The sequence below is a fragment of the Paenibacillus solani genome (assembly GCF_001277345.1).
GTDB lineage: Bacteria > Bacillota > Bacilli > Paenibacillales > Paenibacillaceae > Paenibacillus_AQ > Paenibacillus_AQ solani.
This window is the reverse complement of sequence record NZ_LIUT01000003.1, coordinates 220,980-234,319: the sequence shown is the minus strand read 5'-3', so window position 1 is coordinate 234,319 and position 13,340 is coordinate 220,980. Positions and strand designations below refer to the sequence as shown.

The 13,340-nt window shown below is 48.8% G+C and carries 11 protein-coding genes; all 11 read left to right on the top strand.

Features of this window, described 5'->3' with window-relative positions; all coding sequences use genetic code 11:
• Position 1 precedes the first annotated feature (1 nt).
• Positions 2-1,186: a PLP-dependent transferase gene (locus AM231_RS18350; protein ID WP_053491875.1), complete on the top strand. Its 1,185-nt coding sequence runs from the start codon at positions 2-4 to the stop codon at positions 1,184-1,186.
• Positions 1,183-2,409 carry a PLP-dependent transferase gene (locus AM231_RS18345; protein WP_054403944.1) on the top strand — a complete coding sequence of 409 codons (1,227 nt, stop codon included), beginning with the start codon at positions 1,183-1,185 and terminating at the stop codon, positions 2,407-2,409. The genes AM231_RS18350 and AM231_RS18345 overlap by 4 nt, the downstream gene beginning before the upstream one ends.
• Before the next feature lie 176 nt (positions 2,410-2,585).
• The gene (gene mqnC, locus AM231_RS18340) at positions 2,586-3,719 is read left to right on the top strand and encodes a cyclic dehypoxanthinyl futalosine synthase (protein WP_053491877.1); all 1,134 of its coding nucleotides are present in this window, start codon (positions 2,586-2,588) and stop codon (positions 3,717-3,719) included.
• Positions 3,720-3,884: 165 nt separating this feature from the next.
• A complete protein-coding gene (locus AM231_RS18335) occupies positions 3,885-4,790 on the top strand; it encodes a putative sporulation protein YtxC (protein WP_054403943.1) in 906 nt (301 codons plus the stop codon).
• A gap of 483 nt (positions 4,791-5,273) precedes the next feature.
• Positions 5,274-7,211, top strand: coding sequence for a threonine--tRNA ligase (gene thrS / locus AM231_RS18330; RefSeq protein ID WP_054403942.1), 1,938 nt, complete (start codon positions 5,274-5,276; stop codon positions 7,209-7,211).
• A 104-nt stretch (positions 7,212-7,315) separates the two neighbouring features.
• Positions 7,316-8,062 (top strand): 3D domain-containing protein, encoded by a 747-nt coding sequence (locus AM231_RS18325; protein ID WP_054403941.1) that lies wholly within the window; start codon positions 7,316-7,318, stop codon positions 8,060-8,062.
• 101 nt (positions 8,063-8,163) lie between these two features.
• Entirely contained in the window at positions 8,164-8,361 is a 198-nt protein-coding gene (locus AM231_RS18320; protein WP_053491881.1) for a hypothetical protein, read from the top strand.
• Between the two features lie 199 nt (positions 8,362-8,560).
• Positions 8,561-9,676, top strand: a complete 1,116-nt coding sequence (liaF, locus tag AM231_RS18315) for a cell wall-active antibiotics response protein LiaF (protein ID WP_054404269.1) — start codon at positions 8,561-8,563, stop codon at positions 9,674-9,676.
• A gap of 5 nt (positions 9,677-9,681) precedes the next feature.
• Positions 9,682-10,764, top strand: coding sequence for a sensor histidine kinase (locus AM231_RS18310; protein WP_053494120.1), 1,083 nt, complete (start codon positions 9,682-9,684; stop codon positions 10,762-10,764).
• A gap of 16 nt (positions 10,765-10,780) precedes the next feature.
• On the top strand, positions 10,781-11,434 hold the full coding sequence (locus AM231_RS18305) for a response regulator (RefSeq protein ID WP_054403940.1): 654 nt from the start codon (positions 10,781-10,783) through the stop codon (positions 11,432-11,434).
• Between the two features lie 156 nt (positions 11,435-11,590).
• Positions 11,591-13,237, top strand: a complete 1,647-nt coding sequence (locus AM231_RS18300) for a S1C family serine protease (RefSeq protein WP_054403939.1) — start codon at positions 11,591-11,593, stop codon at positions 13,235-13,237.
• Positions 13,238-13,340 lie beyond the last annotated feature (103 nt).

Genomic DNA, 13,340 nt, shown 5'->3' with positions numbered 1-13,340 from the left:
GATGGAGAAGAAATCGTTGAATATAGAGAGCAGGCTTGCCCAGATTGGATCGGTGCAAGAACCGGTTACGGGAGCGGTGACCTTTCCAATTTATCAGGCTACTGCCTATCGTCATCCAAAGTTAGGTCAGAGCACGGGATTTGATTATTCCCGTACGAAGAATCCGACGCGATCCGTGCTGGAAGAGGCCTGCGCGGAGTTGGAATCCGGGGATGCCGGCTTTGCTTGCAGCTCAGGCATGGCTGCCTTGCAGACCATTTTCGCATTGTTCGGTCAAGGTGATCATTTGATTGTATCGTTGGACCTGTATGGCGGAACTTACCGGTTGCTTGAACGAATCATGGCAAAGTTCGGCGTCTCCGCAACCTATGTGGATACGAATGATCTGGATGCACTCGAAGGATCCAGACGACCCAACACAAAAGCGGTCTTCATTGAAACACCGACCAACCCGCTCATGATGATTACAGATCTGGAAGCAGTCTGTACGTGGGCAAGGCATCATCAACTGATCAGCATCGTAGATAACACACTTCTCACTCCGTATTTTCAGAGACCGATCGAGCTGGGCGCAGACATTGTCATACATAGCGCCACTAAATATCTGGGAGGACATAATGATGTGCTTGCCGGCATTATCGTCACGAAGGGTAAAGAGTTGTCAGAGGAAATGGCGTTTCTTCACAACTCCATTGGCGCAGTATTGAGCCCTTCTGATTCTTATCAGCTTATGAGGGGGATGAAGACACTCGCCCTTCGCATGGATGCGCATGAAAGAAACGCAACCGCTGTAGCCACATTCTTAACAACTCATCCAGCAATAGAGAACGTATATTATCCTGCCCTGCCGGATCATCCGGGGCATGAGATTCAGAATCGCCAATCCAGCGGCAATACCGGCATCTTCTCCTTCAAAGTAAAGGATGCCCGCTATGTGGAGCCTGTGCTGCGACATGTGAAGCTGATAGCATTCGCAGAAAGTCTGGGGGGCGTCGAGTCCCTGATGACTTACCCCGCGGTGCAAACCCATGCGGATATTCCGCTAGAGATTCGGGAAGCGATCGGTGTGGATGACCGCTTGCTCCGATTCTCAGTTGGCATTGAACATGTGGATGACCTGATTGCGGATCTGGATGCTGCGCTGGGCGCGGCTATCGCTGAAGTGGAAGGGAGCGCTGGGGAATGAGTATAGACAAAGGTCCGTCAGGACTGGAAACCCAAAGCAAGAAATGGTCAGCGGCACAAAAAGATAATCAAGATGATGATCTCCGTTTTGAAACGAAATTACTTCATTTCGGCGGAGAAATCGACCGGGCGACGGGAGCTTCCAGCGTTCCTATCTATCAAGCTTCGACGTTTCATCATGATGATATCTATAACCCGCCTCTGCATGATTACAGCCGTTCCGGCAATCCGACGCGGCAGGCGCTGGAGGACTATATTGCGCTTCTGGAAGGAGGCGTACGTGGTTTCGCTTATGCTTCCGGGATGGCGGCGATCTCGAGCTCGTTCATGCTGCTCTCGGCAGGCGATCACATGATCGTGACCGAAGATGTGTACGGGGGAACCTACCGCCTGTTGACCAGCATCCTGAGCCGTATGGGCATTGAGAGCACATTCGTGGATATGACGGATCTGAATCAGGTGAAGAGCGCGCTCAAACCGAATACAAAAGCAGTCTATATGGAGACCCCTTCGAACCCGACCCTCAAGATTACCGACATCGGTGCTGTAACGGCATGGGCGCAGGAACAAGGACTTCTTACGCTGCTTGATAATACATTCATGACGCCGTTCTATCAGCGGCCGATTGAATTTGGCGTAGATATTGTCATTCACAGTGCAACTAAATTTCTCGGTGGACACAGCGATGTGCTCGCAGGTCTCGCTGTTGCCAGAACCGAGGAGCTGGGAGAACGTTTGAAGCAGCTGCAAAATGGTCTCGGCACCGTGCTTGGCGCACAGGATTCCTGGCTGCTCATGCGGGGAATGAAGACGCTTAGCACACGTATGGCCCACTCTGAGCAAAGCGCAGCCAAACTGGCAGCTTGGCTGCAGGGTCGCAGCGACATTGAACATGTGTATTATCCCGGCTTATTGAATCATCCGGGACGCGAGGTCCATGAGAAGCAGTCCAGCGGCTATGGTGCCGTGGTATCCTTTGACGTAGGCTCAGGCGAGCGGGCGAAGCAGGTGCTGAATCAGGTGAAGCTGCCGCTTGTGGCGGTCAGCCTGGGGGCCGTGGAGAGCATCCTGTCCTATCCGGCGATGATGTCGCATGCGGCTATGGGCGCACAGGTTCGGCATGAACGCGGAATTACGGATGGATTGCTGCGGTTCTCAGTCGGGCTGGAGGATATAGATGATCTGATAGCCGATTTGGACCGTGCTTTTGCAGCGAGTTATTAAAGAGCACGAAAGAAGTGCTGAACGGAACGTTCAAACGCTCTCTATAGATATGAATTCTGGCATCCCGTCATGGACGGGATGTCGTTTTTAATCCCGGAATGTGGTAGGATGAGAGAGGTTATAGTTTTACTTTTACTGGTGATTTGTTATTTTGTCCTAAGTTGGGAGGCTTCAACATGAGTGCGGTAGACCGTATACTAGATAAGGCTTTACGCGGTGAGCGTTTAAACTTGGAAGATACTGTGGCGCTTTTTGAGAGTGATGAAATTGAGAAAATAGGCCATGCGGCGAATGTGATGACAAAGCGTCTGCATCCGGACCCTATAACAACGTTTGTGATCGGCCGAAATATTAACTACACGAATATTTGTGATGTTTTCTGCCGTTTCTGTGCTTTTTATCGCAGACCCGGATCCTCCGAAGGATATGTTCTTCCGGATGAGACGATCTTTCAGAAGATTCAGGAGACCGAGGATGTAAACGGCACGGAGATTCTTATGCAGGGTGGAGTTAACCCTGACCTGCCATTTAATTATTATACGGATCTGCTGCGCAACATTAAAAAGCGGTTCCCTAATATTACGATGCATTCCTTCTCCCCTGCTGAGATCATGAAAATGGTGGAGATTTCGGGACTGACACTCGAGGAAGTGATGCGCGAGCTCCATTCGGCAGGACTGGATTCCTTGCCTGGCGGCGGTGCTGAGATCCTGGATGATCGCATTCGCAAAAAAGTCAGCCGCCTGAAAGGTACATGGCGCCAATGGATGGATGTCATGCAAACAGCTCATAAAGTGGGCATGAATACGACAGCGACCATGGTAATCGGTCTGGGCGAAACGATGGAAGAGCGTGCACTGCATATGCTTCGCGTGCGTGACGCGCAGGATGAGTGCATCCAGAACGGTTATGACTCTAAAGGCTTCCTGGCCTTCATTCCGTTCACGTTCCAACCGGATAATACGAATCTGAAGCGGGAACGCGAAACGCCGGAGGCATACTTGAAGACAGTAGCGATTGGCCGCCTGGCGATCGATAACGTACCGAACCTGCAGTCGTCCTGGGTAACAATGGGACCTGAGATCGGCAAGCTGTCCTTGAGCTACGGCTGTAATGACTTCGGCAGCACAATGATGGAGGAAAATGTGGTTTCTTCCGCTGGTGCTGTGTATAAGGTCAATATTGAATCGATCATTCAATTGATCCGTGAGACCGGCAACATTCCGGCTCAACGCAACACGCGGTATGATATCCTTCGCGTTTTTGAAGATAACAGTACGATTGAACGTGACTTTGTTATGCAGAACTAATCCATAAATCGATCTTCTAAAGACGAGCCGAGCCATCGGCCCGTCTTTTTATGATACAACCCCAATTCTGCACCTTTAGACTTGCTTGTTTTTCCAAGCAAGAGTTCCGTATATCCCCGAGCGGGTCCCCATATACTGAAGAGGGAACTCGAAAGGAGTGATTCCATGGAACTGTTCAGCGTATCTGCAGGCATACGGAATGAAGACGATAAAAAAGCGTTTCACCGTATTATGACAGACAAGCAGAAAGAGTTACATAAACAATGCAAGCAGCTGAAATTCATGTTCAGCGCTTCGGATGACCGCGTAATGTGGACGTGCTCCGGCAAGGTTCCGCTGTCCACTTGGACGGCATCAGCCGACACACTGCGCCGACTCACCGCCGAAGCAATCACTGCTTATATCATGGAAGAGAAAGAGCAGGAGATCGCTGCACGGTTAATGTTCTCGGAATTCGAGTTTGATGATGAGGATGAGGCAGGAAGAATTCTGCAATGGTTTTTAATGCTCCTGCAAAAAAATGAAGGTCCCTCCTGTGAGTTCATGATGAGCCGCAGACGAAGGCTGTCCGATGGCATATATCAATGCCTTAACGAAGTCCCCGAGCTTAATCTCGATGGATTTCTGACATTTCGGCTTCAGCCTTATGAACAGGAGCTGCGCGAGATGGCGGAGTATGCCGTGGATGAATTTATGCTGGATCAACAGTATGAAGAATTCGTAAGCTTGCTGAAGTATTTTGTGTACTTCCAGGAGCCCAAAATGCCCCTGGTTCATGTCATTCACAAGGGAGAAGAAGATTTCCTGCTGCTGGATGGAAATCTCAGGCCGATTGAGCGTCCGCGCGATGACGGATTGGTGATGGAAAGGCTTGACCAGGAAATGGAGATCGAGGATATGGTTGTTAGCACACTGATAGCTGTGTCACCTGCCCGGATGATTATCCATACGAGGCAGCCGGAGCTTCCTGTAATCGTGACGCTGGCCCATATTTTTGATAATCGGGCTGAGGTATGCTGCAGCTGTCCTGAATGCAGTGCACTTCTGGGAAACGGGCGAATGATGACTTGACGCACCGAGCCGATCGGGCTTATAATTACTGATAAAATCACGTAAAAGCGATGACAAAGATATGAATCAAACTGGGAAAGACCGTTCAGAGAGAGGTAACCTAGGCTGAAATTTCCTCCGGTACTCCATTGATTTACCCCTTTGTAGCTGTGTCGCCGAAATCGCATTTCTCAATGATTGCGGATGAGTAGGCTTCACCGGTTCATGACCGTTACCCCATGCTGATGAAGGATCTTCCATTCGGGATAAGTACAAGTATAAGGTACGTAAGATGATGGAGAGGTCGAATTAGGGTGGAACCACGGGTATAACACTCGTCCCTTTGCGGGACGGGTGTTTTTTGCATGTTCCGGTATTTCTCGCGATGCCTGGGCAGGCATCCCGCAGGAACTTATCCTGCATCGTGAGGTAGACTAAAGCGTCCTTCATATATGAAAGTAACGTGAAGTACTTATTAAAGTAATTATTTAGGAGGAATGCAAGGTGGCTATTCAAATTAAATTGCCTGACGGCTCCGTCAGAGAGTATGGGGAAGGCAGCAATATCGAGGATGTGGCTGCATCGATCAGCAGCGGACTACGTAAGAATGCCGTTGCAGGCAAATTGAATGGGATCGTGGTGGATTTATCAACTCCGCTTGAAGACGGGGCTTTGATCGAAATCGTTACACAGGATACTCCTGAAGGGCTTGAAGTAATGCGTCACAGTACAGCACATCTGCTCGCTCAGGCAACCAAGCGTTTGTATGGAGCCAAGGAAGTAAAACTGGGCGTAGGACCGGTTATCGAGGACGGCTTCTATTATGATATGGACCTTGAAGAGCCATTGAATCCGGAGGATCTGCAGAAGATCGAGAAGGAAATGGAACGCATTGTTGGTGAGAACCTGCCGATTGTCCGCAAGGAAGTAAGCCGTGCGGAAGCGCTGCGTATTTTTGGCGAGCTTGGGGATCCGTACAAGCTGGAGCTCATCAATGCTCTGCCTGAGGATAGTGTAATCACCATTTATGAGCAGGGTGAATTCTTCGACCTCTGTCGTGGACCGCACGTCCCATCAACCGGCAAGATTAAAGTGTTCAAACTGATGAATGTGGCCGGCGCTTATTGGCGTGGCGACAGCAAGAACAAGATGCTTCAGCGTGTATATGGTACAGCCTTTGTAAAAAAAGCACAGCTTGACGAGCATCTGCATCTGCTTGAAGAGGCCAAGAAGCGTGATCATCGTAAGCTGGGCAAGGAACTGCAGATGTTTACCTTCTCACAGCTTGTTGGACAAGGCTTGCCGATCTGGCTGCCTAACGGTGCGAAGCTGCGCCGTACCCTGGAGCGCTATATCGTGGATATGGAGGAACGTCTGGGTTACCAGCATGTGTACACACCTGTACTCGGAAACGTAGAGCTGTACAAAACCTCCGGTCACTGGGAGCACTACCAGGAAGATATGTTCCCGAAAATGGAAATGGATAACGAGGAGCTTGTGCTTCGTCCGATGAACTGTCCGCACCACATGATGGTGTACAAGAGCGATATGCACAGCTATCGGGATCTTCCGATTCGTATAGCGGAGCTTGGCATGCAGCATCGTTATGAGATGTCCGGTGCACTGACAGGCCTGCATCGTGTGCGCGCGATGACATTGAACGATTCTCATATCTTCTGTCGCCCAGATCAGATTAAAGAAGAATTTGCACGGGTGATTCAGCTGATCATGACCGTTTATAAAGACTTTGGCATCCATGATTATCGCTTCCGCCTGTCTTATCGTGATCCTCAGGATACCGAGAAGTACTTCCAGAATGATGAAATGTGGGAGATGTCCCAGCGCATGCTTCGTGAAGTTGTGGAGAGCCTGGACATGCCGTTTTATGAGGCGGAAGGCGAAGCAGCCTTCTACGGTCCGAAGCTTGATGTACAGATTCGCACAGCGCTAGGTAAGGAAGAGACATTGTCAACGGTTCAACTTGACTTCCTCCTGCCGGAACGTTTTGAGCTTGAATATGTCGGCGAAGATGGGCAGAAGCACCGTCCGGTCGTCATCCACCGCGGAATACTGGGTACAATGGAACGTTTCACTGCCTTCTTGCTTGAGAATTTTGCCGGTGCTCTGCCGCTGTGGCTGTCCCCGGTTCAGGTGAAAGTCATTCCGGTTTCGAATGCTTTTGAAGACTACGCTAAGGAAGTTACAGAGAAACTGCAATTCGCCGGAATCTCGGTTGAGGCTGATCTTCGCAATGAGAAGCTGGGTTATAAGATTCGGGAAGCGCAGCTTGAGAAGATTCCTTATATGTTTATCGTTGGTGAGAACGAGAAGAATGCAAATGCTGTTTCCGTTCGTAAACGCGGCGAAGGAGATATCGGAGCCCAGTCATTGGATGAAATCATCCTTAAGCTTCGCGAAGAAATTAACACCCATGTCGTGTAACTTCAGCTTTGTATTGTAATATGTAATTAGAAACAAGACCTCTGCTATGGTGTATATTCTATTTGAAAAGTGGGAACCCTCGCTAGTAAGGGGGAGGTACTCACATGATTCAATGGAAAACATGGCAGAGGTTTTTTGCCGGTTTTATATTAGCAGCTTTCTTGTTTAGTGCAGGTGCTTCAACTGCAGAGGGGTTCAATATGATTTTAAGCGAATCCTATGGATCCACTGATGTCAGAAATGTGTATGATACTAATGATGAATTTCAAGGTTCCGATTACATTGAAATGTCTCGATTCTATGCGCTTCGTGCAGCAGGATTAAGCGATATGAATAGATATTTGGGCGTTCCTGATCAGGAGAACAAGCGCAGTGAGCCTGGGAAAAAACGCGAATCCATGCCTGTGCTTGCACCGAGAGAAGAGCAGGTTCTGCATACGGTGAAGGTTACAGCGACGGGGTATACGGCGGGGTATGAATCTACCGGGAAGAAGCCGGGGCATCCTCAATACGGAATTACCTATTCCGGGGTAAAGGTCAAGCGAGATCGAAATACATTATCTACGATCGCCGCTGACCCCAAGGTATTTCCGCTTGGAAGTATTCTTTATATACCCGATTATGGCTACGGAATTGTAGCGGATATCGGCTCTGCCATCAAGGGACCCAAAATTGATCTGTATTTCACCACAACCAAGCAGGTTTTTAAAGAATGGGGCAAAAAGGAAGTCGAGGTGCAGGTCATCAAGACCGGCAGCGGCAAGTGCACGGAGAAAATGCTAAAGACGCTGGACCAGGCGATTGAAACTTATCGTTTCCTGCCTTCAACCATTCTGGAGGAAGCCATCTAAAGTTTAAGAATAATGACACCCTGTTCATCACATACTACTTTTCGGGGGGCAATCCCCTGAAGAGGATGATGGTATTGCATAAGAACAGGGAGGTGAATACTGTGGCTAAAAAGAAGGTGCAAGATAACTATCAAACACCGAATGAAAAGTTCAACGCTGAGTTTGCTGAAGACACAAGCATCGCCAGCAACCCTAAAGGTAACTCCAAGGTTCAGGAAAACTACAAAAAACCGAACGAGAAGTTTGATGCTGAGTTTGGCGAACTGAACACACCAGGAGACCATTCTGCAAACCGCTAATGGTTTAGTGTCAGCAATCGTTCGTCCAAAATAAGACCTCCGCTTAGGCGGGGGTTTTTTTATTGTTCTATTTGTCTTACAATATTATCCACTGTCTCGGTCTCAAGACCGAGATGAACTTCATTCCACCGCCGCTAACCCGTTTTCCTCCATATGTTGTACACTGTAATTAAGAAAAAATAGAATGGAAGGCAAGGGGATGGCCATGAGTAGAAAAGGATGGAGCCAGCTTAGCAATGGATTGCTGCTCATCGGTATTGGTGTGATATTTCTTTTAAATCAGCTTGATCTGATACATGTGGACCTTGGCTATATATTCTCGACCTTTTGGCCGGTATTTATTATCTGGTTCGGGCTGCAAAGCTTAATATATGCCCGCGGAGGAGCATTATGGGGCTCTATCGTACCGATCATCATTGGTTCGTATTTTCTGGGAAGAAATCTGGACTGGTTTGATATCTCATTCGGCGAGCTTATCAAATATGCGATTCCGATCATCCTGATTGGGTATGGACTGCAGGTTATTTTTAGACCGAAACATCATACGCCTCCGCCATCACCGCCAGCTCCGGATGACTTTAGCGGCCAGCAGCACGATGATTATAAGTTTCCTGATCCGCCTGAAGCGCGTCCGCTGGAATCTTCTCTGGATGAGGAATTCGAACGGAGATTTGGTAAGCCGGACAAGGCAGAGCAAGATGCTCATCGTGATTACGAGTCTAAGAGCTCATATGAGACGGATAAAGGTTACCGCTGGCAGGGTCAGCAGCAGGATCGCCAGCAGCAGGATCGCCAGCAGCGTCATGGACGTCAGGATGGCAGCCGGCCGAGAGTTCATGTGGATGTCGACTATGACGGCAGAAGCTACAGCGATGGTTCGGGTAATCAGGATGGAAGGCACGACCACCATCATCACACTTCTTGGCATAGCCATGATACAGTGAACAAGTCCTCATTTATCGGAGACGTGCATATGGGGAAGGATTATTTTCAATTGAAGCCGACGAATATCTCGCAATTCATTGGCGATACGGTACTGGATCTGACCAAAGCACAAATCCCTTATGGAGAAACGAAAGTGAATATTTCGGCATTTATCGGGGATGTCAAAGTGTTTGTACCGAACGATTCGGATGTCGGCATTCATGTCACGACCAACTCCTTCATTGGCGACATGAAGGTGCTGGAGGAAAGCCGCAGCGGCTTTATGAGCAATGCAGGGCTTGAAAGTCCGCATTACAGGGAAGCGGGTAAAAAAATCAAAATCATCGTTAGCGTATTTATCGGCGATGTTAAAGTGAATAGGGTAGGATGACCGTGATGAAGGAAATATTAAAAAACACCAAATGGGTGATCATGTTTTATTTTCTGTTGATCGGAGCCGGGGTTGCTGTGTTCTTATACACAGCCAACCAATCCGGCTACATACATATTGAAGATAACCGGCTGTGGGTCTATTACACGGTCGGTGTACTTCTGTTTATAGGCATTGCAGGGTACATTGCCGGGCAGCGTATTCAGCGGCCGCTGGATCTCCTGCATCTGAATATGCTTCAGGTTGCCAAAGGGAATTTGAATGCGCGGCTTCCGGTCATGGAAGATGGCTCATTCGCCAGAGTGTATGAAGAATTTAATGGAATGACAGAGGCATTAGAAAAGAAAATGAAGCTGCTGCAGCGTCTCGGCGAGCAGGATGTCATGGAGAAAGAGATCGCTGCAGAAGCCGCAGTGCTTGAGGAACGGCGTCGGATGGCCAGAGATCTGCATGATACGGTAAGTCAGCAGTTGTTCGCCATTCATATGTCGGCGTCATCTCTCCCGGCAGTTCTAAAGCGAAATCCCGAGCAGGGCGATAAAGTGCTCGGCCAGTTAATCGAAATGTCGCATATCGCACAGAAGCAGATGCGGGCATTGATCGCCCAGCTTCGTCCCGTAGAGCTAGAAGGCAGAACACTGGAAGAAGCGCTTGAACGATGGTTCCCGGATTATTGTCGTCATAATGGACTAAAGGGCATGAAGGATGTGGAACTGTACGGCGGGGTATCGGATGCCATTGAACACCAGCTGTTCCTGATTATCCAGGAAGCCGTAGCTAACATTGTAAAGCATGCGGGAGCAGGTCTTGTCAGCATGTCGCTGCGAGAAGATCAGAAACGCGTGATGCTCAGCATTAGTGATGATGGCGTCGGATTTGATGAAGTGGCAGGCAAGCAGGGGTCCTACGGACTGTCCACTATGCGTGAACGGGCCGAAAAGCTCGGTGGTCAGGTGGATATCATAAGCAAGAAGGGTGCAGGAACGACGGTGCGGGTGAATATTCCGCTCTTTGATGCCGAGGATATGCGGGAGTCGGGGACTGAACCGGGCAAGAAACAGGAAGTAGTCGCTGAGACAGGGGAATAGAGAGGGGAACATCATTATGGGGACGATTCGAATACTGTTGGCTGATGATCATGATATGGTACGTATGGGCTTAAAAACATACTTATCGCTGGATCCGGGATTTGAAGTCATCGGTGAAGCAGCAAATGGACAGGAAGTTCTGGATATGCTGAGAGATGGAGATGAGGCGAAGCGACCTGATCTCATTCTGATGGATTTGATGATGCCGATTATGAACGGGGCAGAGACGACCCGGGCGGTGATGTCGGAATTTCCAGATCAGAAGATCGTAATTTTGACCAGCTTCCTCGAAGATGAGCTTGTTGTCGAGTGTATTGAGGCGGGAGCTGTCAGCTACGTGCTGAAGACCGTGTCGGCTGATGAACTCATTTATGCGCTTCAGGGAGCGTTTCGAGGTATGCCAGTCATGACGAAGGATGTATCGGAGGCACTGACCCGCGGGATTCGCCGACATATGGTGAATGGAGAGGATTCGGGATTGACCGAGCGGGAAAGGGAAGTATTGCTGCTCATTGCCGAAGGCAAGAGCAATAAAGATATCGGGGAAGAGCTGCATATTAGCATCAAGACGGTCAAAACCCATGTCAGCAATCTGCTGATGAAGTGTGAGCTGGATGACCGTACGCAATTAGCCATCTATGCTCATCGCAAGGGATGGGTAAAAATGTAGAGATGGTCCCCACAGCGGTCTCCTGTAGCGTGCCTGGTTTTCTTTTATCTGCCTTTTAATTGTTTTTAAGGTGCTATTAAGGTTTATAGTACAAAATAAGAACAGTTAATCAATTAAACCACTTGGAAGCAAGTGATTCTAATAGGAGGTAGACCTATGGACGACCAAAGAAAGCGTTATGGGTATCCGAATGATGAGGGAATGAACAACGAGTCAAATAACAATGAAACATCAAGACCTGAGAAATCATCCACGGAAAATTCTTCTTACTACTATTCTTACGGACCGTTTCAGTCCATATCCGAGGACGGAGATGACCGGAAGACAGAGCGGTCCTACCACAACCAAAACCGTGCTTCACAGGAGGTTGAAGTTACCGCACCACAGCCTGTTAAACCAATCCCAACCTCCGGTTTCTCGCAGTCGAATTCCGGAAATCAAGGAGGCGGCGGGTCTATGGATTCCATGAAAGCAAACAAAGATTGGAACTACAGCCAGAAGCCTAAAAATTCCGTGAAAACAGTACTGCTCTCTTTCTTGGCAGGTGTCATCGTTATTTCAAGCTTGATGTTTGCTGCTGATCGAACGAATTTATTCACACCGGATGCGGTTTACTCATCTGAGCCTACGCAAGAGACATCGGCCCCCGTGACGGATAACGGAGGAGCAACGACTGCTTCATCCCTGATCCCATCGAACCCGGGTGATGTAGCATCTGTGGTAGATGAGGCCAGCCCAGCTGTCGTGCTGATCCAAACGATGGTGAATAGCAGCAACAGACAAAGCACGAACCCAAGTATGAACGATCCATTCTGGTATTTCTTCGGCGGCAGTCAATCAAGCCAGGGAGGAAATGGCGGAAACAGTGATAACAATGGTAACAGCAGTAACGGTGGTCAAGAATCCCAGCTTCAGCCTTTGGGAATCGGCTCGGGGTTCATTTTTGACAAGTCCGGATATATTTTGACGAATGAGCATGTTATCCATGGCTCGGATGTGATTCAGGTTACGGTACAGGGAACCAAAAAGCCATATGAAGCCAAACTGCTTGGCTCCAGTTATGAGCTGGATTTGGCTGTTCTGAAAATCGAAGGTGCTGATTTCCCATCCGTTCCACTGGGTGATTCTAATTCGCTGAAGGTCGGAGAATGGCTTGTTGCCATCGGCAACCCGCACGGATTTGAACATACGGTAACCGCTGGCGTACTCAGCTCGAAGGAACGTCAGATCGATATTCAAGGAACTAACGGCGAGGAAGAACGCAATTATGAGCATCTGCTGCAAACCGATGCTTCCATTAATCCGGGTAACTCCGGTGGCCCGCTTCTTAATCTGAAAGGTGAAGTCATCGGGATGAACGTAGCTGTTAGTGCGGAGGCGCAAGGCATCGGATTTGCGATACCGTCAAGCACGATTAAGGAAGTTGTAGAATATCTGAAGAATAATCAGGAAGTGCCAAAAGAGCCGGTGCCATTTATCGGGGCTAACCTGGGAACTGTTACTCCGCAAATTGCCCAATCCCTGGGTACCGATGTAACGGAGGGCACTTACGTTGACAGCGTTGTGTTCCGTTCCCCGGCTTATGAAGCAGACTTGCGTCAATATGACATCATTGTAGGTGTGGATGGCACGAAATATCCAACCTCACAGGATTTAGTTGAATTGATTAAATCGAAGAAGGTAGGAGACAAAATTACGCTGAATGTTGTTCGCAACGGCAATAAGATTGATCTGCCGCTGACAATCGGGAATAAGAATGATTTCGATGTAACACAACAACAGAAGCAGCAACAGCAACCGTAACTCGGAATAGGTATAAAGATAAGCGGAAGGGACCTTTCCCTTCCGCTTGTCTTGTCCTTGAGGCGACCGATATAATGGGATTGTAACGTCGTACTAAATATAA

Bases quoted from the DNA above. Each gene is read 5' to 3' on its own strand.
- AM231_RS18350 (WP_053491875.1), top strand. From the start codon at position 2: ATGGAGAAGAAATCGTTGAATATAGAGAGCAGGCTTGCCCAGATTGGA.
- AM231_RS18345 (WP_054403944.1), top strand. From the start codon at position 1,183: ATGAGTATAGACAAAGGTCCGTCAGGACTGGAAACCCAAAGCAAGAAA.
- mqnC (WP_053491877.1), top strand. From the start codon at position 2,586: ATGAGTGCGGTAGACCGTATACTAGATAAGGCTTTACGCGGTGAGCGT.
- AM231_RS18335 (WP_054403943.1), top strand. From the start codon at position 3,885: ATGGAACTGTTCAGCGTATCTGCAGGCATACGGAATGAAGACGATAAA.
- AM231_RS18325 (WP_054403941.1), top strand. From the start codon at position 7,316: ATGATTCAATGGAAAACATGGCAGAGGTTTTTTGCCGGTTTTATATTA.
- liaF (WP_054404269.1), top strand. From the start codon at position 8,561: ATGGCCATGAGTAGAAAAGGATGGAGCCAGCTTAGCAATGGATTGCTG.
- AM231_RS18310 (WP_053494120.1), top strand. From the start codon at position 9,682: ATGAAGGAAATATTAAAAAACACCAAATGGGTGATCATGTTTTATTTT.
- AM231_RS18305 (WP_054403940.1), top strand. From the start codon at position 10,781: ATGGGGACGATTCGAATACTGTTGGCTGATGATCATGATATGGTACGT.
- AM231_RS18300 (WP_054403939.1), top strand. From the start codon at position 11,591: ATGGACGACCAAAGAAAGCGTTATGGGTATCCGAATGATGAGGGAATG.